Raw genomic sequence first — 25,280 nt, forward strand, 5'->3', positions numbered from 1 at the left:
TTATGGCCTTTTCAGGCGACCACGCACGCGTATGGCTTTTGATTGATGACCGCGCGGGAAACAAGTCACAGGTTTTGGGTGTTGCCCGGGCTTTGGGCTTGCCGTTTGAGATTAAAGAAATCGCTTATACAGCTGCAGCGGCCTTGCCAAACTATATGCTGATGGCGTCCTTTTCCATGCTGACCCAGTCCAGCCGTGTGAACTTGGCCGCGCCTTGGCCGGACATCGTGATTGCAGCCGGACGGCGCACGGCCCCCGTTGCGCGCCGGATCAAGGAACTGTCGGGTGGCAAAGCGTTCTTAGTTCAGATCATGCACCCAGGTTCCAGCGGGGAAGACGATTTCTCGCTCATCGCCGTGCCGCGTCACGACGGCATGGGCGAAGCAGAAAATCGCTTTACCATGACAGGATCGCCACACAGTGTGACGCCAGAGACCATGGCCGAAGCCCGCATGCAGTGGGGCGGTAAGTTCGACACTTTGCCCAAGCCACATATCGCCCTGATCGTCGGCGGCGATACCAAGCGTAAAAAGTTCAGCCCTGCCATGGCGCAAGAACTCGGTGAACGTGCTGCAAAACTGGCCAGTGAGGCTGGTGGCAGTTTGCTGATCACAACATCGCGCCGCTCTTCACCGGAAGCCACCCAAGCTTTAATCGGAGCTCTGGGCGACGTGCCTTCGAATATCTTCAAGTGGGGCGATGAAGGGGAAAACCCTTACATGGGCTACTTGGCCTTAGCGGATCACATCATCGTAACCGGGGACAGTATGTCCATGTGTTCCGAAGTGTGCGCCACGGGGGTGCCGGTGTATATTTATGCACCGAAGAAGCTGACGTCCTTGAAACACGGTCGTTTGCATTCTGATCTATATGATCGCGGCTTCGCAAGGCCTTTGGAAAGTGCCGACGCGTTGGAAGACTGGTCGCATGATCCGCTGAATGCTGCACTTGAAGTTGCCGCGGAATTGCGCAAACGCCTCAATCTCAGTGATGGGAGTTCGTAAGATGATCCGAGGGGGATTGTTTGCTGTGGCTCTGATGATTGCACTTCCTGCACAAGCAGGGGAGATGGTGCAAAACATCACCGCCAAAGCCCTGAAGTCGCATTTGAAGGCAAAGGGCTATGAAGTCTTTTTGCATGAAGACGAGTACGACCATCCGCAATTATTGGTCACACCGCCGGGTGTGGATGAAGACGACCCATCCAAACGTTTCGCCATGCGCCTGATGAATTGTGTTGAGGGTGAAGAGAATTTCCTGATCCGGGCTTGTGCGGGCTATGAATACTGGTCCTATCAGCGCCCTGGCTTTCCCATCAAACAAAAAACGTTTGACGACTGGAACCTCAAAGTCGGACATGCACGCGGCTTTCGCGATGACGAGTTCACGTACCTGTCTTGGTATGTGCACGTGGGCGGCGGCTTTTCTTGGGACAACATCGACGCACAGTTAGAGCTCTGGCAAAACCAGCAAGAGCTCTACAAAGATCACTTAGATGAGTCGGTTATGGACTAACCTCTACATCAATATCCCAACAAAGCAGCCCGTCAGGCATGTGGCGATGGTGCCGGCCAGTATCGATTTCATGCCGAGCGCGACGATCTCGGAACGGCGCTCGGGAACCATGGTGGTTAAGCCGCCCAACATGATGCCTAGGCTGCCGAAGTTGGCAAAGCCGCACATGGCATAAGTCATGATCAGTTTGGAACGCTCTGACAAAGCGCCGTCAGGCAGGCCTTTCATCTGCAGATACGCAATCAGTTCGTTCAGCACCGTTTTGGTGCCCATGAGCGAACCCGCCGTGGTGGCTTCCGTCCACGGTACGCCCATCAGCCAAACCACCGGCGCCATAACCCAACCCAACAGGCGTTCCAAGGACAAGGCGCTGCCCATCATGTCGGGGAGAAGGCCCAGGATGGAATTGACTAAGCTCACCAAAGCGACAAATACAATCAGCATGGCGACAACGTTGATCAACAAGCCAACACCGTCCAAGGTGCCGCGCGTGATGGCGTCCATGGAGCTGTGTGACGGAGACGGATTAACGACTTCGCCTTCGGTTTGTACACCATCGTCCGGGATCATCAGTTTGGCGACCATAATGGCGGCAGGCGCGCTGATGATGGAGGCGCTCAGAATGTGGCCCATGGCCCCGTCAATGACACCTGTCAAAAAGGTTGCGTAGAGAACCATCACGGTGCCCGCGATGGTCGCCATGCCACACGTCATGACCATGAACAGCTCTGAACGTGTCAAACGCTCCAAATAGGGGCGGATGAACAGCGGGGCTTCGATCATGCCGACAAATACGTTGGCGGCCGCGCTGACACTCACCGCGCCACCGACGCCCATTGATTTTTGCAAAACGATGGAAAAGCCCTGCACGATTTTGGGCAAGATGCCCCAATAAAACAGCAAGGCCGAGAGGGCGCTGGTCATCAAAATCAGCGGCAAGGCCTGAAATGCCAAGACGAACGAAGCGCCGGGGAAGGGTTCTTCGAACGGTAAATCGCCGCCCCCCAAATAACCGAACGCAAAGGAGGTTCCGGCCTTGGTCGCATCCTGCAACGCCAAAACACCGTCGTTGAGAACCATAAACAGCTGCTGCGTGAAGGGCATTTTTAAGAGAATCAGCGCGAGCACCAACTGTACGGTCAAGCCCACAAGGGCAACGCGAGCGGCGGAAGATTGGCGGTTTTCACTGATCAACCAGGCAAATCCGGTCAAAACGACCAATCCGACGAGGCTTTGTGCGATTTCCATGGTTTCCCCCTAAGGAATTCAAAACAGGGAGACTTTAGCTGATATGGGTAGACTTATGAACATTTTTGACCGTGAATTCCATGCGCTTAATCGGATAGCACTATTGTATGTGTAATTAGAATCGTTAAAACTATAGTATTAAGGGAACAGAAGGTTGCCTTCCTCAATCCTCAGGAGGGCGCATTGGGCGTTCAGTCAAAACCATCTGGCAAGTCCGTTTCTGGAAACGGACTAAAATTTCTTATTGTCGATGACGATGCCTATTATGCTGACCAAATGCGTCATCAGGTGGTGAAGGCGTGTGGTACGTCTTCTACTGTTTATGTGTCTGAAACCATTGAAATGGCGCAGCATATGCTCGAGCGCCATAGCTTCGATGTGTGCTTGCTGAGTTACGCGCTGGCTGAAGATGTCGGCCTCGACAGTCCTGTGATTGCGCGCATGCCCAAACTCATGACGGCTTTGATTTTTATCGCCGACCGCCCCTGCAAAACGGCGGCGCTGCGCGCATTGAGCTTTGGCGCGAAGGATTTCATCGTTAAGTCCCACATGTCGGACTTTGACGTGGCAAAAAGTGTTTCCTATGCGCTTTATTGGAAATGTCGCGAGATCGAGCTGGAAGCCAAAATCATGCGCGATCAGGTCACAGGCCTGTCCACCACGCCCATGTTCGACGAACACTTGCGCCAGTCCTTAGCGCTGGCGAAGCGCAATCGTGAAAAGGTTGGGGTGTTGATGATCGGTATCGAAGGTATGGACGCGGTTCAAGAAGACTATGGGGCTAAAGTTGGCGATATGGTTCTTCGCCAAGTGGGCGAGCGGATTTCCACACAAGTTCGCGGCACCGATGTGGTGGCGCGGGTCAACGATCATGAGTTCGCCGCCATTCTCACCAAGGTGGCATCGCCCAAGGTGGTCAATGTGTTGTCCGGCAAAATGGCGGGGCTGATTTCATCCAAGCCTTATAAAGTCAATGGCTATACCCTGAAGATCGGCGCCTCCGTCGGCGCGTCCACATTCCCCGATGACAGTGAAACCCTGGAAACGTTGAAGTCCTATGCGAAAAAAACGCTGACCCAGGCCCAGTCACGCAAGACGCAAGACAAAGAAGCCTTCCGCCCGTTTGCGTATTATTCGTGATGTTATAGATCACGCTTTTCTGTTGCTCTTTAACGCGTTACGCCCGTACAATCATCGCGATTTGATGACACTTTTTGCGTGTTTTGTATGTCTGCTGCACAAAATCCTGTTTCTAATTTGATTTCAGCTGAATTAAGTCAAGCTCAAAAGACGGTTTCGGGCTTTGAGTTATTGGCGGAAGTATTATGCGGGTTTCAAACCATAGACAAATGGTACGGGACCTGGGAATACGCCGTGCGGGAAGGCCGTTTAGAAGTCCAGATGGACAACTGCACAATGACGGCACGCTCCGAAGCTTTAACGCCCACAATCGATATGTCTCCTGTGACCAGCGTCAAGGTGGCTTCCAAAAAGGGCGGCAAAAAGAACAAGTCAGCAGAAGTCACTGGTGAGCTGTCAAAAGAGAAATCGAAAAAGACGAAAAAGGCTTCTGGAAAAGTCGCTATGTCTGGCGAAACCAATCACGAAGATGGGCTGGACAAAACCTACGAGATTATAGACTACCACATCAAACCGTTCGGTCCATTGGCCCAGCCGAAATGGTCCATTTACGCGTTGGATCATGAAAATCACCTTGAAGGTAAGGTCATTGCCAATTCCCTAGGGACGGTTGAATTGAACGAAGGTGCGTGGCGCTTGTCGTTGTCGTTTTCCTACTGGACCAAAGATATCCAATTTACCAAAGAATCTTGGCCCGATAGCCTATCGGCCAACAAGAGAAAATTTTTGCGTTTGTTGCTTCTTGGGAAAGGGCGTCAAAACATTGAACTCGCACGTATAGGACAGGACGCACAATGACGGTCAAAAAAGGGGGGGAGGACGCCCTCCTGGACAAACAGATCAAAGCCGTTTTGGATCATGGCACCGACACCTTTGTTGAATTGGTTGAAGTCGGTGGCTTAAATCCCAAAACCGATTTTGTTGGCGCGGACCTGACGGACATGGACATGCGCGGAGCCGACCTCAGAGGCTTCGACTTTTCCCACGCCGATTTGACAGGCACGGATTTGAGAGGGGCACAATTCGATGCTGCCAAATGGGTTGGTGTGGATTTGTCCCAGGCCATTACGGACAAGGCGGAAGCAACAGACGATGCATCGAAGGAAGGCTCGGCAAGTTCCTCTTTAGAAATGGAAAACGCTTCCCCACAGTGGGAGCAAACAATGTCTACTCCAGCTCAACCGTTGACGGGAAAAAGTGATGATGGCATTGACGCCTTAGGGCTCTATCTCGACGCGTTGAGAGAGGTCCGCGCCAGCAAAGCTGCAACCAAAGAACGTTCATACATTCGGGCCTTGCAAGAGCTGTTCAGCGCCCTGGGAGAGGTGTTGAGCCCCTCGGTACGCTGTATCGCTGAGCTCAAAAACCTCGGTGCAGGGCACCCGGATTTGGGGTTCTTTACGGCTCCTCAACTGCGCGATTTCGATGTTGATGAGGCCCTCGACGGCCAGCTTCCTGAACGCGGCGTGGTGGAGGTCAAAAGCTTGGGCCACAGTGTGGACGAATTGGCGCGCTCCGATCAGGTGACGAAGTATTTCGATCGGTACGGCTTGGTCGTGTGCACCAATATGCGTCAGTTCGTTTTGGTGGGGCGCGATGCCTTAGGGCGTCGGGTGAATCTGGAACGGTTCGATCTCGCGTCGAGCGAAGAAGAGTTTTGGGATATGGCGGCCAAGCCCAGCGCCGTTGAAGCGGGGTTGCGCATTCGCTTTAAGGAATTCGTCAAACGCATTTTGCTCCACAACGCGACACTCACACGCCCGCAAGACGTCGCGTGGTTTTTGGCGTCTTACGCCCGCGACGCGTTGGCACGCATTGAAAGCCGTGACGAGCCCGCTCAATTAACTCCCGTGCGCGAAGCTTTAGAAGGGGCTTTGGGGATGAGATTCGAAGGTGATAAGGGCGATCATTTCTTCCATTCTACCTTTGTGCAAACGTTGTTTTATGGACTGTTTTCCGCTTGGGTGGTGTGGTCGCGCAAGCCTGCATCGTCGCGCGGTGACTTCACCCATCAATCGGCTGCGGGGGAGCTGAAACTCCCGGTTCTGCAAGCCTTGTTTTATCAAGCGTGTATGCCCGGTGCCTTGGGCGCGTTGAATCTGCATGAAATCATGGAATGGGCGTCCATGGCGTTGTTGCGCATTGATGCAAAGGCGTTTTATTCGGGCTTTCGCACAGACCATGCCGTTCAATATTTTTACGAACCGTTTTTGGAAGCCTTCGACCCTGGTCTGCGTAAGGACTTGGGCGTTTGGTACACCCCCACAGAAGTGGTGGACTATCAGGTGGAGCGTGTCGATCAGGCGTTGCGTGAAGAGCTTGGTATCGAAGACGGCTTAGCCGACGAAAACGTGTTGATCTTGGACCCGTGTACGGGCACGGGGTCGTATCTGCTTGGCGTGTTGAAACGCATCGAAAAGACTTTGCGGGCCAAGGGCAATGACGCGTTGATTGGTGAAGACCTCAAAAAAGCAGCGTTGGAACGCCTTTACGGATTTGAAATCATGCCCGCACCGCTGGTTGTCGCGCACGTGCAAATCGGCATGTATTTGGAAAACCTCGGCGTGGAGCTCGGTTGGAAACACACCTGGTATGGCGGCGAGTTCGAACGGCCCAAAGTGTACTTTACCAACGCGCTGACGGACTGGGGAGAGCCCGACCCGCAAGCCCCGCACTTGCCGTATCCCGAGTTGGAAAACGAACGCGACGATGCCCGCGAAGTCAAACGCGACAAGCGCATTCTCGTGATCATCGGCAACCCGCCCTACAACGCCTATGCCGGAACAACCACGACGGAAGAAGGCGATCTGGTCGAGGTCTACAAGGAAGGCCTTGCCAAAAAATGGGGCGTTAAAAAATACAATCTGGATGAACTGTATGTGCGGTTTTTCCGCATGGCGGAACGCAAAATCGCGGAGATGAACGGCGAGGGGGTTGTCAGCTTCATCTCCAACTTCTCCTACTTAGGCGGCGCGTCGTTCACGGTGATGCGCGAGCGTCTCATGACAGGGTTCGACCGCATGTGGTTCGATTGCCTGAACGGCGACAGCCGCGAAACCGGCAAGACGACACCGGACGGCACACCGGATCCGTCGATCTTTTCGACCGAATTCAACAAAGAAGGCATCCGCGTCGGCACCGCCATCGGCACGCTGGTGCGCAAACAAACGCGCGAAGAGAAGCCGTCGGTCCACTTCCGCCACTTCTGGGGCACAGACAAACGGCGCGAGCTGATGGAGAGCTTGGATGTGGACAGCGAGCTGAATACGCCAGAGTACGAGGCGGTTTCGCCAACGAAAGACAACCGTTTTTCCTTCCGTCCGTTGAATATCTCACCTGATTACTTGAATTGGCCGAAGGTGACAGATTTGTGTGCTGAGCCGCCCAGCAATGGTTTGATGGAAAAACGTAGTGGGGCTTTGATCGACATTGAGCCAGACCGTCTAAAAGCACGCATGAAATTATATTACGACCAAGAGGTGTCGTGGCTTGATCTTGAAGCATTGGAAACGGGACTGACGAAAAAAGCCGCACGGTTCGATCCTCAAAAGACACGCGAGAAAGTACTTGCTGGAGAATCTTATAATCCTGATCACTTGCGTCCATATATCGTTAGGCCGTTTGATACGCGATGGTGCTATTACTCTTCAATCAGACCTCTCTGGAATGAGCCTCGCCCTAAACATTGGGAACAAAATTGGAAGGGGAATTCTTTTTTTATCAGTCGGGTTGGAGCCTCTGTGAAAAATGAGGGGGTTCCATTCTTTTTTTCGAATGCATTAACAGATGATCACCTCCTTTCTCCTGATGCGGCATGCTTCCCGCTTTTCCTTCGCAATAAGATTGTGTCAGAAAAGGCTTCAGTGGATGCACCTGATATGTTGGATGCAATGGGCGCAGATTCTGTGGCAGGATCATTCATAGAAACAGAAAATTTGTCAGAATCAGCAAGATCCTTTCTCAAGAGAATTGGATGGGAAAATTCTGATGACGACATTGAGCTGGCAGAAAGAATTTGGCACCATGCCTTAGCTATAGGGTATTCCCCTTTGTATTTGTTGGAAAACGAAGATGGTGTGAAAACGGATTGGCCCCGCATACCTTTTCCAGACAGTTTTGAGGCCTTGCGATTATCGGCTGGGCTCGGCACGCAAGTATCCATATTGTTAGACACAGGTAGAAAGCGGCCTTCACTTTATTACGAGAAATCAATTGGCCCCTTTATACTTAGCGGTTGGGGGAAATTAAAAGCCGATGATCTTAAGGTCACAGCAAAATGGGGGCGTCATCAACAAGGTGGTGTCATGCCGGGGCGTGGGGACGTTCGTCCTTCGTCGTGGCTTGATGGTGTCGCCGACAAGCTCGAACAGGATCATGGTGAGGGTGTGTATGACCTTCTCGGGCATGACTGCGTCAACATCCACCTCAACGACACCGCCTATTGGGCAAACGTTCCCACGAAGGTTTGGGAGTACCGCATCGGCGGCTATCAGGTGTTGAAAAAGTGGCTTAGCTATCGTGAACTGGACATTTTGGGGCGTCCCATCACCACCGCAGAAGCCCGGTATTTCACGGACGTGGTTCAGCGCTTGACGCGCTTGTGTTTGATGGAGCCCGAACTTGACGAGAACTACAAGCAGTGTCGCGACAATGCGTATGCGTGGCCGAAGTCTGAGGAGTGAATAAGCCATGAATCCAGCCAGGCTGTGCTTGACGCAGGCAATTCTGGATGGCTTCGCTGACGCTCGCCATGACGGCCCACACCGTCATGCGCGGGCTTGACCCGCGTATCCACGTCTGAACGCCAAGAGCTTGTGCAAGGCAAAGACGTGGATGGCCGGGTCAAGCCCGGCCATGACGATAGAGGGGAGATGTTTGTCGCGCGCTAAACCGCCTTAGAATGCCGCCCGACACCCGACGGGAAGTCGGTGACGAACGCGCTCGCCATGACATATTTTATTTTGTTTTCAAAGTTTTAAGCCTGAATTCCTCCCGTCGCTCCTGCGTAGGCAGGAGCCTATGGGCTTTACGGCTTAAAGTCTCTCACGCTCACGCCTGAGCACCCGCCCATGGATTCCTGCCTGCGCAGGAATGACGGTGGAGAGAGGGGGAGCGCTTTGGCTAAACCGCCTTAGAATGCCGCGCTTCGCCGGCTGCGAAGTAGGTGTCGAAGGCGCTGGCGACCAGACGGATGAAGGGGCGGCCGTCGTCTTGGACGGTGATGGTGTTGCCGTCAATGGAACAAATGCCGTCTTCGACCAGTTCTGACAGCTTTGCCATGTCTTCGTCCAAGTCTGACACCTGCACGCCGTGCTCGACACACCGCGCGTGCAAATCGACCGTCAGGTTGCACATGATGTCTTCAATGATGTCACGGCGGAGCTTGTCGTCCGGGCTCAGTCCGATGCCTTTAATCGCCGGCAAAATACCGCTGTCGATGGCTTGGCGGTAGGCCTTTAAGGGCCGTTCGTTTTGCACGTAACCTTGCGGCAAATAGCCGATGGCCGACGCCCCAAAACCCAACATGGCGGGGGCCGTGTCGGTGGTGTAGCCCTGGAAATTGCGGTGCAGTTCGCCGGTTTGGACGGCGTTGGCCATGCTGTCGTCGGGGTGTGCGAAGTGATCGAACCCGATTTGCACGTAGCCCCGTTCTTTCAAACGCTCCACCGCCAAGGTGAACTGCTGCCAGCGTTCGTTGGCATCGGGCAGGGTTTCTTCCTTGATCATTTTTTGGTGCGATTGCATCCACGGCACGTGGGCATAACCAAACAACGCAATGCGGTTGGGTTGCAGGTCCACGGTGAGGTCGATCATGCGTTCGATCTCGTCCGTGTCTTGGTAGGGCAGGCCGTACATCAAATCCATGTTGATGTGGTTGATGTTGTGCTTTCGCAGCCATTCGATGACCTGCTTGGTCATGTCGTAAGGCTGAATACGGTGAATGGCCTCTTGGACTTTGGCTTCGTAGGACTGAACACCGATGGAGGCCCGGTTTACACCTGCGGCTTCCAGCTCGGCGACGTAGTCTTCGGTGGCGGTGCGCGGGTCGAGCTCCACGGCGATTTCGGCGTCGTCGAACACGTCGAAGCGTTCGCGCAGCTTGGTCATGATCGCCATCCAGTCTTCGCCCTTCAGCATGGTGGGTGAGCCACCGCCCCAGTGCAGATGCTTCGCCGTCATACGTGCAGGCAGGGCGTCGGCCACCAAGTCGATTTCGTTGAGGAGCGTGTTCAGGTAGTCTTTCACCGGATCGTAGCGTTTGACGATTTTGGTGTAACACCCGCAAAACCAGCACATTTCGTCACAAAACGGGATGTGGAAATAGAGCGAGAGGGGTGTTTTGGGGTCCAGTTCGGACAGCCATGTTTTGTAGACCTCACCATCCACGCTGTCGTTGAAGTGCGGCGCGGTGGGATAGCTGGTGTAGCGCGGCACGCGCAGGTCGTATTTATTGATGAGGTCGTTCATGCTGTTTAGGACTTTCCGTCTCGTTACCCGGTGGGCATAACCTAAGGTGCGCGCGCTCCAAGTGCAAGCGGCGGCATTTCACGATCTTGTGCTGCGCGTGTGGTGAAAATGTGGCCTTATTCGACGAGGTTAATGGAAGAGCTGCCGCTCAGCGTCGCAAGGGTCGCCCCAGCGGCTTCGCACCCCGAAGACGTAATGGACGTGCTGCCTGTGATTTGAACGTTGTCGGCAATCAATTGGGTGCAAGCCGAACCGCCTGCATCGCTATTGCCTGCGAATTTCATGGTGCTAGACGGGAAGTACAAAGCGCCGTTGAACACGGCAGAAGAATTCCCATTCATCGTGTTGTCTTCGTCGGATGCATCGCGATCGCGATACATCAACACACCAGCATAGTCGCCACTGGACGGCGCGCTTAAGTCGATGGAAGCGCCCCCGTTCATGGTGTACTTCGCATGATCGCTTCCCGATGAACTTGTGAGAATGAGGGTGACGTCACTCCCCGACAGGGATGCTGTTGAATTGACGTTAAAGGTCCCGCCATCAATGACGTAGATGCCGGGGTCCAGTGTAAGGGTGCCCTTGACGTCTAAACCGTCACACAGAACGTAGGGTGTGCTCGAGTCTATGGGTGAGATGGTTTTGTTTTGGTTTGGTTTGACCTTGTACTCTGTCTCATCACATCCGGCATATGCAGGCACTTCTAGATCTTCATAAGGGTCTGTCACTTCTGCCGCGCCTGTTGTGGGATCTGTCGTCGTGGTCAGAGATGCGGCGCCGACCGTGGTGTAGTCGCCAGCGGTTTGCAGGCTTTCGGCTGTCACTGTTGCACTGCCCGAAATTTGAATGGAATTTGAATCCGTTGAGTTTGAAGCGACGACGCACCCCGACATATCCATGTTGGCATTGCCGCTAAACAAAAGGGACTTTTCCATGGAATTGTTCAGGGCCAAAACACAGGCGTCACCACTCCCGGCGGAGGCGGAAACAACCGCAACGGCGCGCACCGTGATTTCGACGTCATTGTCCAAGAACAACGATGCAAACATCAATGATGACGGCGCCGTCATTGAGACTTCGATATAGTCCGAGTTCCCTGCATACGAGCCACTGCTTGGCGGTGTTGAAATCGTAAGAGTGTTGTTGCCGCTGACCGCGAAGCCATTATTTTCGGCTTCTTCCTGGGCGGCGGTGGCCATGTCGGTCGAATCACCGCCTTCGCTGACGGTGTAGGCTGCGGCCAAGACGGCGGCATCTGCGGCCGTTTGGTAATCACGTTGTTGGCCGTACCACAAGCCGACTTCAACGCCTAACGCTGACAATCCGACGATGACCGGCAACAACAACCCCCACAAAATGGCGACAGCGCCACGGGTGTTGTTGTGAAAGCGGATGATCTGTTGTGTCAGCATTTTATGTCTCCAGCATGGGGGAGGTCAGTTGTTGAACGGCACGCGTGAGCGTCCAGATAGGGTTACATCGTCAATGGGCACGACCCCGGACATCACAGAGAAATCAAACGTCACTTCGACGGTCACGAAGTTGACGCCGCCCGTGGCGTCATGGGTGACGTTGACCGTCAGATCGCCTGAATTCATACCCGTTGCATCGGTTTGTGCTTGCGTGGTGATTTGTGCATCACTGGCGTCGCTGTTGACCACGGCGTAACGTGTAGCACTTTCTGCGGCGCGTTGCAGGGTGTTGGAAATCCAAAGTGCACGCCCGGTTTCGATGACACCGTAAACCATCAAAAACAGCGCCGGGGCCAGCAAAGCAATTTCAACAGCGGTCGCACCTTTTTTGCACCTTCTCCATTTGGTGAAGGTGTTTTTCAGGGACATGTTGTAATCTTGCTTTTGCGTCCAGTTCAAAACTGAATGCCTTCCTTTGCTGTGTTAGCTGTTGGGAATTCGGATAACAGCTGACTTTGTCACGGTGTAGGGATTGTCTACACCGGGGTATCCCATGATCATGTCGTGGGTGTATGTCGTGGTGATCGTGACGTATTTCGGCGGGGTGTTGCCGCTGCAGTTGTCGGCCGAACAATCGACAGCCGTGGATGAGCCTAAACAGCGACACCCTTCAGATGTCGTAACCGTCATGTTGTCCGCGTCAAGATTGGTTGAGTTGGTCACAACCGTCGTAATGTTGGCCGCATAGTCGTCGGGGTCCGTCATGACGAATTGAATGCCGGCGCGGGTGGCAGAGCTGACCTGTGTCGTTTTCAACGTCAGGAAGCCAAAATCAGCAACGCCCAAAATGACAATGGCGACAATCGGCGAGATCAACGCGAACTCGACCGCAGCAGCGCCACGCACATCTTGAACATATTTCTTTAGCTGACTTAGCACGTACATCTGATGGGCCTCGGTGGCCTTTGATTTAAACGTCATATTATATGTTAAAATTTAATAATATCAATAACTTTACCTATATCTGTATCGCAATTTCGCAGCCATTTGTGCAATACTCCGAAAGTATGTATCGACCTGTTCCTTCGTATAGGCTGGGAGTGATGCGCATCACTGAAAAGGCCAATGATTTCTATAGAATGGTCATAGTGTTCGATTTATCGTGCGGTGAGCAGAATGTTTAGACGTCTACCTTTTCAGATGGGACCATGGGGTCTTCAGATCTTGCGTCGATTTTTGAGTTCCAAGCGGCGCGGCAGCTCTGGCGCCGTTGCTTTGGAATATGCACTGATTGCGCCCGTTTTTTTGTATCTTCTGTTTGGCATTTTGGAAGTCTCAAGCGTCTTGTTCACGGCGGCCGTCGTCGATGGTGCAGCCCAATCGGCAGCACGCTTGATCCGCACGGGTGCCGCGCAGACTTCGGGCGATTCCGAAGGCGCGTTCTTGACCGAAATGTGCGATAGCCTCACCAACGTCTACAGTTGCGATGACATCACTACGGATGTCACCACCTTCGCCAGTTTTTCCGCCGTGTCCATCCCCGCCATCAAAATCAACGGAAACGGTGATTTGGTTTATGACGATGGCGACAACGATGACGATAACGATGTCTTGTACACCGCGTCATACACGCCGGGTGGGGCAGGTGACATCAGCGTCGTGCGGGTGATTTACACCTGGGATTTTGTCACGCCGCTGATCGGTGAATTGATGGGTGGTGCGGATAGTCAAATGTCGCTGTATACCACCGTCGTGTTTCGTAACGAGCCTTATGAGTAGAGATGATGATCACGTTCTTCAAACGGTTCTGGTCTGACAACCGCGGCGTCGCGGCCATTGAATTTGCACTGACGGCCCCGTTCATGTGTGTGGTCTTGTTGGGCGTGGCGGAGCTCAACAATTATATGACTGCAGCGCGCAAAACGGCAGCAGCGGCGTTCACAGCAGCCGACCTGATTGCCCAAGAAACGGATATCACCAGTTCAAATTTGAGCGAGCTTTTGCTGGCTTCGCGCAAAGTCATTCACCCCCTGGACGATACCAATTTGACACTTGGTGTATCCAGCGTGCGATTTGATGACACCACAGGCGATCCCAGTGTGGATTGGACGGGGAATTACAACTCTGGATCCGTGTCCGGCGCGACAACATTGGCGACGGGCATGGGCGATGCGGGCGAGAGTGTGATTATTGTCACTGCACACTACACCTACACACCGCTATTCTCATTGGTGATGTCGGGCACGTATACGCTCGAAGAAACAGCGATAACACGTCCCCGTTATATCGACTATGTCGGCTTGTACTGACAGGAGCACATAGAAATGATGTTCACCATGTCCCATATCCAAAACCGTCTGCAACGCGTTATCAACGCGTTTCGCACGGCCGAACGCGGCGCTGTTGCCATTATGGTGGCGCTCGCCATGGTCCCTTTGATGTTGGCAGCTGGAATCTCCATGGATATTGGGCGGGCCTACATCGTTAAGCAGCGTTTGCTGCAAACGACGGATGCCGCTGCACTCGCCATTGCGGCGGGGATTGATAACTTTTCAACGGATGCAGAACTCACAGAGATTCTCAATGACTTCGTGGATGCAAATTACGAAGGCAATTCTTATACCTCTATTTCTTCGCGGACGTATTCTTATGTGGACACAGATGTGAACGTGACGCTCACGGCCAGTGTGGACACCACATTTATGTCCATCGTCAGTATTGATTCGTTAGACGTTGCAGCAAGTTCAAGCGTCACGCGATCTGAAGACACGATGGAAGTCGTTTTGGTGTTGGACAATTCCGGTTCCATGGACGGCAGCCGGATGACGGCTTTGAAGGACGCCTCCAATAGTCTGTTGGATATCTTGTTTGGCACATCAACAGTGTCGTCACAGGTGTCTGTCGGTCTTGTGCCGTTTTCCAACAACGTCAACATCGGCACCAGTAACACAGCATATGTGAACGACCCGACCGCTTACAATTGGGGGATTACGTCCTGGGGCGGTTGCGTCATGGCTAAAACCACAAACGATGAAGACACCAAGGATGATTTCGAAGGGCCGTGGGATGTCATGTGGTGGGATGATGACGGAAACAACAATTGGTATAGCAGTGGGAGATACTATAACACCTCGTCACGCTCCCCCAATAAGTACTGCGTCGACAGCGCCATCACGCCCCTGACCAATGACAAGTCGGTTCTTCAAACGGCGGTCAATAATATGGATGCCTTTGGCGGGACGCACATCAACCTGGGGGCAATTTGGGGCTGGCGTGTTATTTCACCTACCGAACCGTTTGCCGAAGGGCAAGCCTACAATGCCAGCGACAACAACAAGGCTGTTATTATTTTGACGGATGGGGAAAATACGGCTTACGACTTCGTTTACGATGCCTTTGGTTATCCTTCAGATGAGCTGTTAGGAAGCGGCATCAACACGGTGAGCGAGGTCGAAGATGAAATCGATGACCGTTTGGAAACCATCTGCACCAACATCAAAAATGTCGGCGTTACGGTTTATACCATTACGTTTGGGACGAACGATGCCGCAACGCAAGCCATCTTTGAAGCGTGCGCCACCGATGAAGACAAATACTACGACTCCCCAACCACGGATGAGTTGAAACGCACGTTCCGCTCCATTGCTTCAGAGCTCAAACAACTGCACATCGTCAACTGATGCGGCGCCGTATGGCTCTATTTTTCAAAGCTGTGTGGAAGTGTCGGGGGCGTTTGTTGTAGACTGATCCGACCATTGGGATTCTGAGCATGCAACACAAACCAAACCCGCAACCACCAATCGTGCAGAGCGCCATCATCGGTGCTTTGCTGTTTGTGTTGGCCGCTTGTCAAACCACCGGCGCCGCCAAGCCCAAAGACGAGCCTATGGACGGGGTTCAACAAACCTTGTTTCAGTCAGCCCGCGAAGCGGAGATGACGAATAAGTACGATTTGGCCGCCAGTGCTTATGCCCGCTTGATGGAGCATCGCTCTCAAGACCCGGAGATTTTGGCGAGCCTTCTGCGCAATTTGCGCTACAGCGGTTATGCAAACCAGGGGCTGGACTATTTGCGAACCAATGTGGATGCCTCTCTTTTGACGGACCCCGAGGTCCGGTTTGAGAAGGGAAAAGCCCTGTTGGCGGCGGGCCAGCACTTGGATGCTCTGGACGAACTTGCGGCTTTGCGCAATGAAGCGCCCAACGATTGGCGGGTTCATTCTGCGCTGGGCATCACGTTTGATTCTTTGGAACGCTTTAACGAAGCGCTCGATTCCTATCAAGCGGCCTTGCGCTTGTCGCCCAACAATGAGGTTGTGATGAACAATATGGCCATGTCCTATGCCATGGTTGGACGTTTGCGCGACGGTATCGATTTGTTGGAACGCGCGGCAGTGGTCAATCGCTCCAACACCCAAATCCGGCAAAATTTAGCGCTGCTCTATGCCATCAACGGCAATATGGACCGTGCCAAGGCTTTGGCAGCCATGGATTTGGACAAGGGTGAGCTGGAAACCAACCTCACGTTCTATCGCCGGTTCGAGGGCTCGCCCAGATGACGGATCGCCCGACAGAAGAAGAACTCGCCAAACGCCGTCATAATGTGCGGCTAACGACCGTATTTGGCGGCCGAATCAGCCAATTTGGTAAGGCTTACCCGTGCACGGTTTCGGATGTCTCTGCGGGCGGGGCAAAGATCAAAGTGAAAGACCCAACGCATTACAATGCGCTTTTGCATGATCAGCCGGTACAGTTGGTTTTTGAAAGATTGTCTGATTACAAAGCCTTAAACGGTGAGATTGCGTGGTCTCAGCCGGGTGAACACATCGTCGGCATGACTTTTTCCGATCCGGAATTGCGCCGCCGGGTGGTTTTGAAGCGCCTCATGCCGAACCGTTGGCGCATTGCCAACGAACATGCCGCCCGCGAAGACACGGAAGGCGAACCTTCAGATGTTCTCGATTGATGTGATTTCCAATCAAGTTCGTTGATACGCAAGGCTTTCTTTGCCATGATGACACTGGTCCAGACAGAATCCGAGCCCTTATGAGCGAACCTGTAGAGCTAACCGTTGAACCGCACGAGCGTAAGTTGGAAGGCATCGAGTTATTAACCGAAGCCCCGCCTGCACTTGTGCGCGAGTTGGAAGAAAAGTGCCGCTGGATCAAGCGGCCCGCCAACGAGGTCATTGTCGACCGCGACGACGAAAGCACGGAAGTCTTTTTCATTGTTAAAGGCCAAGTCAAAGTCATGGACTTTTTGGCCAACGACCAAGAAATTTTGTTGGCAGAGCTCTCAGAAGGGTCAAGTTTTGGCGAAATGTCGGCCATAGACGCATCGCGGCGATCGGCGCGGGTCAGCACGTTGGAAGAAAGTGTTCTTGCTGCCCTAACATCTAGTGATTTCAAACGCTTATTGATGGATTGCCCAGGCATTTCCATCATGCTGTTGAAGCGTTTTGCGGGTTTGATCCGGACCTTGAACAACCGGGTGACGTCCCTGAGTACGTTGAGCCCGCATCAGCGCGTCTATTACGAACTCTTGCGCATGTCCGAGCCCAATGCCCAGGGCGACGGCACCTGGTTGATCCATTTCCTCCCCAAACATGAAGAAATTGCGAGCTGGAGCGGCACATCGCGTGAAGATGTCGCCATGGCCATCGGCCACTTGGCGCGTGAAGGCATCGTGGGGCGCAAGCACAAATCTTTGATTATTAAGGATCATGGACGATTACAGATGTTGCTCAATCTGTGATGTTCGTCATATGATAGGCGCAAGGACGCAGTTAAACTGTGAAGAGAATTAATCCTGACATAAGGGGTTGAGGGGTGTACCGAGGAGCTGTCTCCGTACTCCAACTGATTGCAAATCCGTTCATTTTGCAGTGAGGGAAGGCCAAATCTTCATTCAGCACGCCAGGCTGACGGCTAACGAAAAGTTAACGGCTTGGTTTCAAAAGAAGATTTGGATACGGAAGCTTGACTTCCGTGTTTCGTTAGGCCACTCTAGCCAAACTTGATTGGAGTGTCCGGTCTTTTATTTAATGGCCTTGAACAAGACGTAGGAGTTGTGACAATGGCTAAGTTTTCTAAGCTGATGACCCGTTTTAAGAATGACGAATCTGGCGCGACCGCCATCGAATATGGCTTGATTGCAGCCTTGATCGCTGTGGTGATCATTAGCGCATTGACTCTTCTGGGTACGACCCTGGAAACCAAGTTCAACGAAGTCAGCAACAGCTTGAACTAAGCACCGCTGGCTTCACGCTATTAGCGTGAGCTTTGAACCGCCTATGTTCTTCGGGACATAGGCGGTTCTTTTATGTCCAAGACGCGTCAAGTTTTGTAGACTGTGCTTAGGCTTAAGAGGGTGGAACTTCATGCTGCTATTTGCTTTCGATTTGGTCTTTGTTGTTTTGATGCTCTACGCAGCGTGGTCTGATGCGCGCTTTTTGCGAATTCCCAATTGGCTGTCCATGACCTTGTTGGTGGTGTTTTTTCCAACGGTTTTGGCGGCTGGTTTGCCCATGGAAGCCATTGCGTGGCATTTTGGCGCAGGCGTAGCCGTTCTGGTGGCGGGGTTTGTCTTGTTTGCCATCGGATTGTTGGGCGGCGGGGATGCCAAGTTGTTGGCCGTGTGCGCACTGTGGTTGGGTATAGACCAAGTCCTTTGGTTGTTGGCGGCTGTGGTTTTAATCGGCGGTGTGTTGTCCATCGCCGTGATCTTGTTGCGCAAAGGTTTGGGGCTGTGGCCCGATTGGCTGGTGCGCCACCTGAAAGGCCTGTTCGAACCCAACGCCGCCGTACCTTACGGGATCGCCATCACCGCCGGGGCGCTGTTGGTATTCCCGCGCGCCGACCTGTTTGCGCCGGGGTGGCTTGAGCTTTGGGACGTGATCGTAGGTTAGATGCAAATTCTTCGTACCGGCGCATGGATCACTCAAGAGCGCATCCGCGTCTATTCGTGGATGTTGATCGTTCTGTGGTGTGTGGGGATCGGCGGTCTGATCTTGACGGCATCGCCCAATTTACTGGATTTCAGCGGGCGGCCCATCGGTTCGGATTTTTCCAACGTTTGGTCGGCGGGCGAATTGGCGCTGAGCGGGAACGGGGCCGGGGCTTACGATATTACCGCGCATCATGACGTGCAAAAGCGGGTCTTCCAGGACCCGGACGTTCCGTATTTCGGCTGGCATTACCCCCCATTTTTTTTGATGATCGCCGCCGTGTTGGCCTTGATGCCCTACGCCTTGGCTTTGGGCGTTTGGATGGCGCTGAGCTTGCCGCTGTACGTATCCGTCATCCGCGCGATTTTGCCGGATGACTTGGCGCGCCTGTCGGCCTTGGCGTTTCCAGCTGTTGCCATCAACGTTATTCATGGGCAAAACGGCTTTATAACCGCAGGGCTGTTTGGGGTCGCACTTATTCAACTGGACCGTCGTCCTGTTCTGTCGGGAATTGCTTTTGGCCTGTTGGCCTATAAGCCCCACTTTGGCCTTTTGATACCTCTGGTTTTGGCTCTAAGCGGTCGCTGGCGGACGTTTTCAGCAGCGACGGTAACGGTGTTGGTTTTATCCGCAGTCGTGACCGCCCTGTTTGGCGTTCAGGTTTGGCCGGCCTTTTTCGACAGCACCACGTTCACCCGGGAAGTCGTCTTGGAAGGCGGCGCATTGCCTTGGTTCAAACAACAAAGCATTTTCGGTGCTGTGCGTTTGTGGGGTGGGGGGATGGTGGCCGCATATGCCGCGCAAGCCGTCGCGTTGGTCGTTGCTGGGGCTGCGACACTGTGGCTGTGGAAACAGCCGGTGCGCCAAGATTTAAAGTCCGCAGGCCTGGTGTGTGCCGCGCTGTTGGTCTCGCCATACGTTTTGGATTACGACTTTGTCCTTTTGGCGCTGGCCATTGCCTGGACGGTCCGTCATGGCCTGCAAACGTCATTTCTAGCGTGGGAGAAAACGGCTTTGGCGTTTGTGTGGGGGGCGCCGCTTATCTCTCGCGTTGCCGCAGAAGCGGTCATGTTGCCAATTGGGGTCATTGCGATGGTGGTGTTGATGGTGCTGATTGTCGCCCATGCCCGCCACGATGTGCGGTCGACAACCGTCAGCCGCCGCCGGAAATCTTGATGGCAGCGGGGCCGATCACGACCATGAACAAGGGCGGCAGGAAAAACAAAATCATCGGCACGGTCAATTTGGCAGGCAGCGAAGCACCTTTTTGTTCCGCAGCGGCCATGCGGGCTTCGCGCCGTTCTTGGGACAGGACTTTCAGGGCTTGGCCCACGGGCGTGCCGTATTTTTCCGACTGGATGAGCGTCGTCGACAAGGATTTAATCGCAGGCAAGCCTGTACGATCCGAAAAGTTCATATAGGCTTTGTGGCGATTGCCCAGATAGGCAAGTTCCGCCGACGTGAGGCCGAACTCTTGTGCGAGAGCGGGGAAGTTCTCACCGATTTCTTGCGTAACCCTGTCAAACGCGCCTTCCACGGAAAGCCCGCCTTCGACGCAGATCACCATCAAGTCCAACGCGTCGGCAAAGCCCTTGTTCAGCTCTGTTTGACGTTTTTGGGCTGTGTTTGAAACCAACAGTTTGGGAAGGTAGAACCCAGCGACAGCAGCGAGCCCCATAATCACAAACTTGATATGAACCGGATAGGGAAAGTCCTTGGCTGCCGATATAATGATCAACGCAACGACAAAGGCCCCAACGGCCAAGGCTAGCCGGGTGAAGGTGAAAACCACCAAAGCGTTCGGACTGCGATAGCCCGCTTGCGCCAACTTTTCTTTCAGCTCTTTGCTCGAAAGGGCTTCGTCCAACTTGAGAGAATGAAGAACTTTCTTCATCAAGTCGGTCTTGCTTTGGTCGCGACGGTTGCGGATGGCGCTGCCTTTGGATTCCATTTCGGCCATTTGTTGGCGCGACAATTCCTGACGGCGATTAGCAACTTGCTTTACACGTTTGTTCGACCCTCCGCCGACCATAAAGGGCAGGGCAAGACCGATCACAGTGGCGATGGTTGCCAGCACGGCCATCCAAACAATGAGTGTTGGTGTCGGGATTCCAAACATCGTCTTACACCTCAAAATCAATCATTTGTGCCATCACAAACACGCCGACACCCATCATGCCCAAGCCGATAAAGACCAGATGAAGGCCTTCGGTGAACAGTGTGTGAACGTACTCGGCGTTGACGATTGACAGCATGCCCAACACCAAAAACGGCAAGCTTGCGATGATGCCGGCGGAAGACTTTGCTTCGGAACTGAGAGACTTAACCTTGTCTTTCATACGTTTGCGATCGCGCAGAACTTCAGACAGATTTTCCAATGTGTCGGCCAAGTTGCCGCCGGTTTGTTTTTGAATTTGCAAAACAATGGCGAAGAATTTGAATTCAGCCGTGGGGATGCGTTGAAGTGCGCGGGACATGATGTCTTCCAACGACATGCCCAGACGTTGACCTTCGACGATCATGGTAAACTCTTCGCCCACGGGGCCTTCAAATTCACGGGCAATCACGTTCAAACATTCGCCGACGGGAAGACCGGACCGAATGCCGCGTGTGATCACGTCAATGGCTTCGGCGAAGTTTGACGTAAACGCATTTTGGCGGCGCGATGCCATGCGCCCCAAGACCAGCTTGGGCAGACCCGCGCCCCCAACAATGCCGGCTGCCGGTATGGCAAGAGGCGGGGCGCCGACCAGAAATGCGCCGACAAAGCCCGCAATGCCGGACGCGATGCAAATCATGATGAACATGGGCACTTCGACCTGCAGGCCGGCTTGCAATAGTGCGGCTTTGATCTTGTCGCCAACGCCTTGTTTCTTTTGGTCATCGCCGATGTTTTTGAGTTTGTCTTGAATGCGTTTTTGGCGGCGGCTTTCAGCCTTGGCCGAGACGCTGCCGCTGGACGTGACGGAGCCGATGGATTCCATGCGTTGTTTCAGGCGGACCTTGGGCTTCATGACGATGGACATGGTGATGCCGACACCCAAGACGATCACCCCGATGCCCCCGGCCAAGATCATCAATAAGGTTGAGATGTCCAATCCGAACGGCATGGTTAGATCCCTGTGAACTGCATCGCTTCGGCGAGCTTCGGTTCTTGTCCATAGTACTTGGCTTTGTCCCAAAAACTGGGGCGCATGCCTGTGAACTTGTGGCGACCGACCAGTTTGCCGTTTTCGTCCTCGCCTTCAATTTCATAGACGCAGAGATCTTGCAACGTGACCACGTCGCCTTCCATACCGACCACTTCGGTAAGGTGGGTAATTTTACGCGAGCCATCACGCAGGCGGGCGGCCTGGACAATGATGTGAACCGCGCCGGAAATTTGTTCGCGCATGGCTTTGGACGGCAGGTTATAGCCGCCCATCATGATCATGTTTTCCACACGCGAAATCGCTTCGCGCGGGTTGTTGGCGTGGACGGTGCCCATGGAACCGTCGTGGCCCGTGTTCATGGCTTGCAGCAAATCGAACGCTTCGGGTCCGCGAACCTCACCCACGATAATGCGTTCCGGGCGCATACGCAGGCAGTTCTTGACCAAGTCGCGCATGGAAATTTCACCCTTGCCTTCCAAGTTTGGCGGGCGGGTTTCCAGACGCACCACGTGGGGCTGTTGCAATTGCAGCTCGGCGGAATCCTCACACGTGATGATGCGTTCCGCCGGATCGATGTGACCCGTCATACAGTTGAGCAGGGTGGTTTTGCCCGAACCCGTACCCCCGGAAATCAAGCAGTTCATGCGAATGGCGGAGATCACCTCCAACACCGCTTTCAATTCCGGGGTGATGGAACCAAACTGCAGCAAGTTTTCCAGCGTCAGTTTGTCTTTCTTAAACTTACGAATGGTGAGTGCGGTGCCGTCAATGGCCAGTGGCGGCGCGATGACGTTGACACGAGAACCGTCCGCCAAGCGCGCATCACAAATGGGGCTGGCTTCGTCCACACGACGACCCACAGCGGACACGATGCGCTGACAGATGTTCATCAATTGCGCTTGGTCGCGGAATTTTACGTCCGTCATTTCCATCTTGCCGTTGACCTCGATATAGGTCACGTCGGGGCCGTTGACCATCAAGTCGGCGATGTCGTCGCGGATCAGCAAGGGTTCCAACGGGCCAAGACCTAAGATGTCGTTGCAGATGTCTTGAATGACGGTTTGCTGTTCTTGTAACGACAGCACCAAGCCCCGCATGGAAATGATCTCGCTGACCATATCGTTGATTTCTTCGCGCACCTGATCGGGCGTGAGGGAGCTCAGCTCAGACAGGTCGACGGCTTCCATCAAATCGTTGAAGACGTTGACCTTGATTTCGTCGAGCTTCTCTTTGGCTTCGGCGCTCAGGCTGGCGTCTTCTTTGGCTTGCGGTTCCGGCTCTGCAGGCTTGCCGATGGGTTTGGGCTGCGGCTTGGGCGCAGCTTCTGCTTTGGGCTCCGGTGCGGGTGCAGGTTCAGGTGCCTGGTCAGCTTTTTGCGCAGGCTCTGGCGCAGGTGCAGGCGCAGGTTTGGGTTGAGGCGCGGCCTCTTTCTTTTCCCCACCGCCTAACTTGGGTGGGGGGGAGCCTCCTCCTGATGATCCGCGTCGTCCAAACATGTTTCGGTCTTTTGTCCGTCAGATGTAGTGTTTATGTGTTTAAAGCCAGATGGCTCTATTTCTTAAACAGCGACGATAGCAGGCCGCCGCTTTTGGATTCTTTTTCCAAACTGGTGCGGCTTTCTTTACCGCTGACCATACGGGCCAAGTTTTGAACCGCAGCCGTCGCTTCCCCTTTGGGGGCGACGGTGTTTAACAGTTCGCCATTGTTCATGGCCGCAGCAAACGCTTCGCCATCGAACGGGATGGACAGGTTGGGTTTTGTGCCCAGAACTTCTGTGAATTCTTTTTCGCTGAGCTCACCTTTTTTGATCATTCCCGTTTTGTTTAAGACCAAGCGCGTCGGTGCCTCTAGCCCCCGGTTCGGGGCCAAGAATTCAAACAGGTTTTTGCCATCACGTAAGTTATAGAGATCAGGGGTGCCGATAATGACTGTGTCATCGGCGTCGACCAGCACTTCTTGGATCCAAGGGTTCCAATCGTGGGGAACGTCCAAGATCACGTAGCTGGCCATTTGCTTGACGACTTTAAGCACCATTTCCAACGCTTGGGAGCTGATTTCAATGCCGCTGTTGAAATGACCCGGCGCACACAGCAAAGACACGTTTTTGCCGCCGTTTTCCAGGTAGCGCATCATCAACGGCTCGTCGATGGATCCGGCTTGGGCGACGGCGTCGGCAACGGTTTGGGCCGGTTGGATGTTGTAACTTAACGCAGCCGTGCCAAAGGGGATGTCCAAATCAACCAAGATCACATCTTCGTCGTATTTGGTGGCCAGTTCCAAGGCCACGTTGTGGGCGATTTCAGAGCTGCCGACCCCGCCGCGCATACCATAAAAGGCAATGGTGCGGCTTTTGTCCGCAGCCGATTTTTCTGCAAATGCATCGATAACGGACGCAATCAGTTCTTCACCCGAAACGGTACGCAGGAAGTATTGGCTGATGCCTTGGTCGATCAAGGTCTTGAACAGGTTGATGTCGTTTTCAGCGCCGATCAAGATCACGCGCGTGCCCGGCTGGCACACGTCGGCCAGGGCGTTGAGCTCATCAAACAGAGCTTGGTCTTCGGCAGTGGTTTCGATGATCAGCAGTTCAGGCGTGGAGCGTTGCGACAAAAAATCAAGCGCAGCCGCCATGCCGCCTTCGGTCACGTTGACGCTGGAACGCAAAAACGCACGATCCGCACCCAGCTCGTCAACGGCGTCACGAACGGCATCGGTCAGAACAAAAGCGCCTATGTTGATCCTGAGAATCAAGTCACCCTCTCCCTATCCTTAATTGCCGTCGAGCAGGCGTGGTTTCACCGTGCCGGATTGGTGGGTGAAGATACCGGCATCGATCCGGCTGGAACTGCCGCCTGTGCGCGGTGAAGAGGTGATCAAACGATTGGGGTCGTCAATCATTTCACCCGTGTTGCGTTGGAGCGAGCAGCCGAAGTTTGCGTGCAGCTTGTTGGACCCGGTAAAACCCGATTGGCTGCTAAAATCACCGCATTCCGGGGTCACGACTTTTGCGGCCTTAAAGCTCATCACGGCGTTGGGGGCTTTGATGGCATCGCTTTCAATCACAATAAACTCGCCTTCGCGCAGGCCGTTTTGCAACAGGGTTTTGCGGGCCACGTCCGGTTGGGTGGTTTCGACACTGACTGCGGTCGCCGCGCGGCTCACGAAGGTGCGCAAGAACTCGTGAAACTTCGCTTTATCGCCAGGGCTCAAGCGACCGCCATTGACGGGCAGGGCAATGGTTAAGGCCACGGGCTCACTGCCGACTTTAATCGGGTGGTTTTGGCGATAGTCGCCGCCCTTACCGGCATCCGGTCCATAGGTGCAGGCTGCGATTGCGAGTGTGCAAGCGCTCAGGAGTGTGAACCGGCGAAAGCCTTTTGCGATTGATGGTGTCATAACC

At 53.8% G+C, this 25,280-nt stretch carries 24 protein-coding genes; 14 read left to right on the forward strand and 10 right to left on the reverse strand.

Translation table 11 applies throughout. The features are described from left to right. Positions 1 to 2 precede the first annotated feature (2 nt). A complete protein-coding gene (locus tag V5T82_RS05690; RefSeq protein ID WP_332894644.1) occupies positions 3 to 1,004 on the forward strand; it encodes a mitochondrial fission ELM1 family protein in 1,002 nt (333 codons plus the stop codon). A 25-nt stretch (positions 1,005 to 1,029) separates the two neighbouring features. Next, a complete protein-coding gene (locus V5T82_RS05695) occupies positions 1,030 to 1,515 on the forward strand; it encodes a type III secretion system chaperone family protein (RefSeq protein ID WP_332894645.1) in 486 nt (161 codons plus the stop codon). Between the two features lie 3 nt (positions 1,516 to 1,518). On the opposite strand, the gene V5T82_RS05700 is transcribed toward V5T82_RS05695, so the two are convergent. Continuing rightward, positions 1,519 to 2,763: a NupC/NupG family nucleoside CNT transporter gene (locus tag V5T82_RS05700; RefSeq protein ID WP_332894646.1), complete on the reverse strand. Its 1,245-nt coding sequence runs from the start codon at positions 2,761 to 2,763 to the stop codon at positions 1,519 to 1,521. 183 nt (positions 2,764 to 2,946) lie between these two features. On the opposite strand from V5T82_RS05700, the gene V5T82_RS05705 reads away from it, so the two are divergent. The 3 genes from V5T82_RS05705 (at position 2,947) to V5T82_RS05715 (ending at position 8,585) form a co-directional block, all read left to right on the forward strand. Further along, positions 2,947 to 3,903, forward strand: a complete 957-nt coding sequence (locus V5T82_RS05705) for a diguanylate cyclase (RefSeq protein WP_332894647.1) — start codon at positions 2,947 to 2,949, stop codon at positions 3,901 to 3,903. 87 nt (positions 3,904 to 3,990) lie between these two features. Next, positions 3,991 to 4,701 (forward strand): hypothetical protein, encoded by a 711-nt coding sequence (locus tag V5T82_RS05710; RefSeq protein ID WP_332894648.1) that lies wholly within the window; start codon positions 3,991 to 3,993, stop codon positions 4,699 to 4,701. Beyond that, positions 4,698 to 8,585 (forward strand): type ISP restriction/modification enzyme, encoded by a 3,888-nt coding sequence (locus V5T82_RS05715; RefSeq protein WP_332894649.1) that lies wholly within the window; start codon positions 4,698 to 4,700, stop codon positions 8,583 to 8,585. The genes V5T82_RS05710 and V5T82_RS05715 overlap by 4 nt, the downstream gene beginning before the upstream one ends. A 439-nt stretch (positions 8,586 to 9,024) precedes the next feature. Here the strand turns inward: V5T82_RS05715 and hemN are convergent, their stop codons facing one another. The 4 genes from hemN to V5T82_RS05735 form a co-directional block, all read right to left on the reverse strand. After that, complete coding sequence (hemN, locus tag V5T82_RS05720) at positions 9,025 to 10,371, reverse strand: oxygen-independent coproporphyrinogen III oxidase (protein WP_332894650.1); 1,347 nt, start codon at positions 10,369 to 10,371, stop codon at positions 9,025 to 9,027. 116 nt (positions 10,372 to 10,487) lie between these two features. Next, positions 10,488 to 11,783: a pilus assembly protein TadG-related protein gene (locus V5T82_RS05725; RefSeq protein WP_332894651.1), complete on the reverse strand. Its 1,296-nt coding sequence runs from the start codon at positions 11,781 to 11,783 to the stop codon at positions 10,488 to 10,490. 24 nt (positions 11,784 to 11,807) lie between these two features. Beyond that, positions 11,808 to 12,212: a TadE/TadG family type IV pilus assembly protein gene (locus V5T82_RS05730; RefSeq protein ID WP_332894652.1), complete on the reverse strand. Its 405-nt coding sequence runs from the start codon at positions 12,210 to 12,212 to the stop codon at positions 11,808 to 11,810. A 54-nt stretch (positions 12,213 to 12,266) separates the two neighbouring features. After that, on the reverse strand, positions 12,267 to 12,728 hold the full coding sequence (locus V5T82_RS05735; RefSeq protein WP_332894653.1) for a TadE/TadG family type IV pilus assembly protein: 462 nt from the start codon (positions 12,726 to 12,728) through the stop codon (positions 12,267 to 12,269). A 279-nt stretch (positions 12,729 to 13,007) separates the two neighbouring features. On the opposite strand from V5T82_RS05735, the gene V5T82_RS05740 reads away from it, so the two are divergent. The 9 genes from V5T82_RS05740 to V5T82_RS05780 all read left to right on the forward strand — a co-directional run bounded on the left by V5T82_RS05740 (position 13,008) and on the right by V5T82_RS05780 (position 19,904). Beyond that, entirely contained in the window at positions 13,008 to 13,562 is a 555-nt protein-coding gene (locus V5T82_RS05740; RefSeq protein ID WP_332894654.1) for a TadE/TadG family type IV pilus assembly protein, read from the forward strand. A gap of 2 nt (positions 13,563 to 13,564) precedes the next feature. Further along, on the forward strand, positions 13,565 to 14,092 hold the full coding sequence (locus tag V5T82_RS05745) for a TadE/TadG family type IV pilus assembly protein (protein WP_332894655.1): 528 nt from the start codon (positions 13,565 to 13,567) through the stop codon (positions 14,090 to 14,092). Positions 14,093 to 14,119: 27 nt separating this feature from the next. Continuing rightward, positions 14,120 to 15,463, forward strand: coding sequence for a vWA domain-containing protein (locus V5T82_RS05750; protein ID WP_332894656.1), 1,344 nt, complete (start codon positions 14,120 to 14,122; stop codon positions 15,461 to 15,463). A gap of 89 nt (positions 15,464 to 15,552) precedes the next feature. Then, a complete protein-coding gene (locus V5T82_RS05755; RefSeq protein WP_332894657.1) occupies positions 15,553 to 16,341 on the forward strand; it encodes a tetratricopeptide repeat protein in 789 nt (262 codons plus the stop codon). Further along, a complete protein-coding gene (locus tag V5T82_RS05760) occupies positions 16,338 to 16,748 on the forward strand; it encodes a PilZ domain-containing protein (protein WP_332894658.1) in 411 nt (136 codons plus the stop codon). Before V5T82_RS05755 ends, V5T82_RS05760 begins: the two co-directional genes overlap by 4 nt. 80 nt (positions 16,749 to 16,828) lie before the next feature. Beyond that, positions 16,829 to 17,536, forward strand: coding sequence for a Crp/Fnr family transcriptional regulator (locus V5T82_RS05765; protein ID WP_332894659.1), 708 nt, complete (start codon positions 16,829 to 16,831; stop codon positions 17,534 to 17,536). Positions 17,537 to 17,857: 321 nt separating this feature from the next. Further along, positions 17,858 to 18,031, forward strand: a complete 174-nt coding sequence (locus V5T82_RS05770; protein ID WP_332894660.1) for a Flp family type IVb pilin — start codon at positions 17,858 to 17,860, stop codon at positions 18,029 to 18,031. 130 nt (positions 18,032 to 18,161) lie between these two features. Next, positions 18,162 to 18,689 (forward strand): A24 family peptidase, encoded by a 528-nt coding sequence (locus tag V5T82_RS05775; protein WP_332894661.1) that lies wholly within the window; start codon positions 18,162 to 18,164, stop codon positions 18,687 to 18,689. Further along, the gene (locus V5T82_RS05780) at positions 18,690 to 19,904 is read left to right on the forward strand and encodes a glycosyltransferase family 87 protein (protein WP_332894662.1); all 1,215 of its coding nucleotides are present in this window, start codon (positions 18,690 to 18,692) and stop codon (positions 19,902 to 19,904) included. On the opposite strand, the gene V5T82_RS05785 is transcribed toward V5T82_RS05780, so the two are convergent. From V5T82_RS05785 to V5T82_RS05805, 5 genes are read right to left on the reverse strand one after another with little or no spacing between them, the layout of a single operon-like run. Further along, a complete protein-coding gene (locus V5T82_RS05785; protein ID WP_332894663.1) occupies positions 19,882 to 20,847 on the reverse strand; it encodes a type II secretion system F family protein in 966 nt (321 codons plus the stop codon). The two genes, V5T82_RS05780 and V5T82_RS05785, sit on opposite strands and share 23 nt — an antisense overlap. A gap of 4 nt (positions 20,848 to 20,851) precedes the next feature. Then, complete coding sequence (locus V5T82_RS05790) at positions 20,852 to 21,838, reverse strand: type II secretion system F family protein (RefSeq protein ID WP_332894664.1); 987 nt, start codon at positions 21,836 to 21,838, stop codon at positions 20,852 to 20,854. A gap of 2 nt (positions 21,839 to 21,840) precedes the next feature. Further along, on the reverse strand, positions 21,841 to 23,376 hold the full coding sequence (locus V5T82_RS05795; protein WP_332894665.1) for a TadA family conjugal transfer-associated ATPase: 1,536 nt from the start codon (positions 23,374 to 23,376) through the stop codon (positions 21,841 to 21,843). Positions 23,377 to 23,431: 55 nt separating this feature from the next. Then, positions 23,432 to 24,631 (reverse strand): CpaE/TadZ family protein, encoded by a 1,200-nt coding sequence (locus V5T82_RS05800; protein ID WP_332894666.1) that lies wholly within the window; start codon positions 24,629 to 24,631, stop codon positions 23,432 to 23,434. 18 nt (positions 24,632 to 24,649) lie between these two features. Beyond that, complete coding sequence (locus tag V5T82_RS05805) at positions 24,650 to 25,276, reverse strand: CpaD family pilus assembly lipoprotein (RefSeq protein ID WP_332894667.1); 627 nt, start codon at positions 25,274 to 25,276, stop codon at positions 24,650 to 24,652. Between the last annotated feature and the right edge of the window lie 4 nt (positions 25,277 to 25,280).

This window comes from Magnetovibrio sp. PR-2 (assembly GCF_036689815.1).
In the GTDB taxonomy this organism is placed as follows: domain Bacteria; phylum Pseudomonadota; class Alphaproteobacteria; order Rhodospirillales; family Magnetovibrionaceae; genus Magnetovibrio.

Bases quoted from the DNA above. Each gene is read 5' to 3' on its own strand.
- V5T82_RS05690 (WP_332894644.1), top strand. From the start codon at position 3: ATGGCCTTTTCAGGCGACCACGCACGCGTATGGCTTTTGATTGATGAC.
- V5T82_RS05700 (WP_332894646.1), bottom strand. From the start codon at position 2,763: ATGGAAATCGCACAAAGCCTCGTCGGATTGGTCGTTTTGACCGGATTT.
- V5T82_RS05710 (WP_332894648.1), top strand. From the start codon at position 3,991: ATGTCTGCTGCACAAAATCCTGTTTCTAATTTGATTTCAGCTGAATTA.
- V5T82_RS05715 (WP_332894649.1), top strand. From the start codon at position 4,698: ATGACGGTCAAAAAAGGGGGGGAGGACGCCCTCCTGGACAAACAGATC.
- hemN (WP_332894650.1), bottom strand. From the start codon at position 10,371: ATGAACGACCTCATCAATAAATACGACCTGCGCGTGCCGCGCTACACC.
- V5T82_RS05725 (WP_332894651.1), bottom strand. From the start codon at position 11,783: ATGCTGACACAACAGATCATCCGCTTTCACAACAACACCCGTGGCGCT.
- V5T82_RS05730 (WP_332894652.1), bottom strand. From the start codon at position 12,212: ATGTCCCTGAAAAACACCTTCACCAAATGGAGAAGGTGCAAAAAAGGT.
- V5T82_RS05735 (WP_332894653.1), bottom strand. From the start codon at position 12,728: ATGTACGTGCTAAGTCAGCTAAAGAAATATGTTCAAGATGTGCGTGGC.
- V5T82_RS05745 (WP_332894655.1), top strand. From the start codon at position 13,565: ATGATGATCACGTTCTTCAAACGGTTCTGGTCTGACAACCGCGGCGTC.
- V5T82_RS05750 (WP_332894656.1), top strand. From the start codon at position 14,120: ATGTCCCATATCCAAAACCGTCTGCAACGCGTTATCAACGCGTTTCGC.
- V5T82_RS05755 (WP_332894657.1), top strand. From the start codon at position 15,553: ATGCAACACAAACCAAACCCGCAACCACCAATCGTGCAGAGCGCCATC.
- V5T82_RS05760 (WP_332894658.1), top strand. From the start codon at position 16,338: ATGACGGATCGCCCGACAGAAGAAGAACTCGCCAAACGCCGTCATAAT.
- V5T82_RS05765 (WP_332894659.1), top strand. From the start codon at position 16,829: ATGAGCGAACCTGTAGAGCTAACCGTTGAACCGCACGAGCGTAAGTTG.
- V5T82_RS05770 (WP_332894660.1), top strand. From the start codon at position 17,858: ATGGCTAAGTTTTCTAAGCTGATGACCCGTTTTAAGAATGACGAATCT.
- V5T82_RS05775 (WP_332894661.1), top strand. From the start codon at position 18,162: ATGCTGCTATTTGCTTTCGATTTGGTCTTTGTTGTTTTGATGCTCTAC.
- V5T82_RS05780 (WP_332894662.1), top strand. From the start codon at position 18,690: ATGCAAATTCTTCGTACCGGCGCATGGATCACTCAAGAGCGCATCCGC.
- V5T82_RS05785 (WP_332894663.1), bottom strand. From the start codon at position 20,847: ATGTTTGGAATCCCGACACCAACACTCATTGTTTGGATGGCCGTGCTG.
- V5T82_RS05790 (WP_332894664.1), bottom strand. From the start codon at position 21,838: ATGCCGTTCGGATTGGACATCTCAACCTTATTGATGATCTTGGCCGGG.
- V5T82_RS05795 (WP_332894665.1), bottom strand. From the start codon at position 23,376: ATGTTTGGACGACGCGGATCATCAGGAGGAGGCTCCCCCCCACCCAAG.
- V5T82_RS05805 (WP_332894667.1), bottom strand. From the start codon at position 25,276: ATGACACCATCAATCGCAAAAGGCTTTCGCCGGTTCACACTCCTGAGC.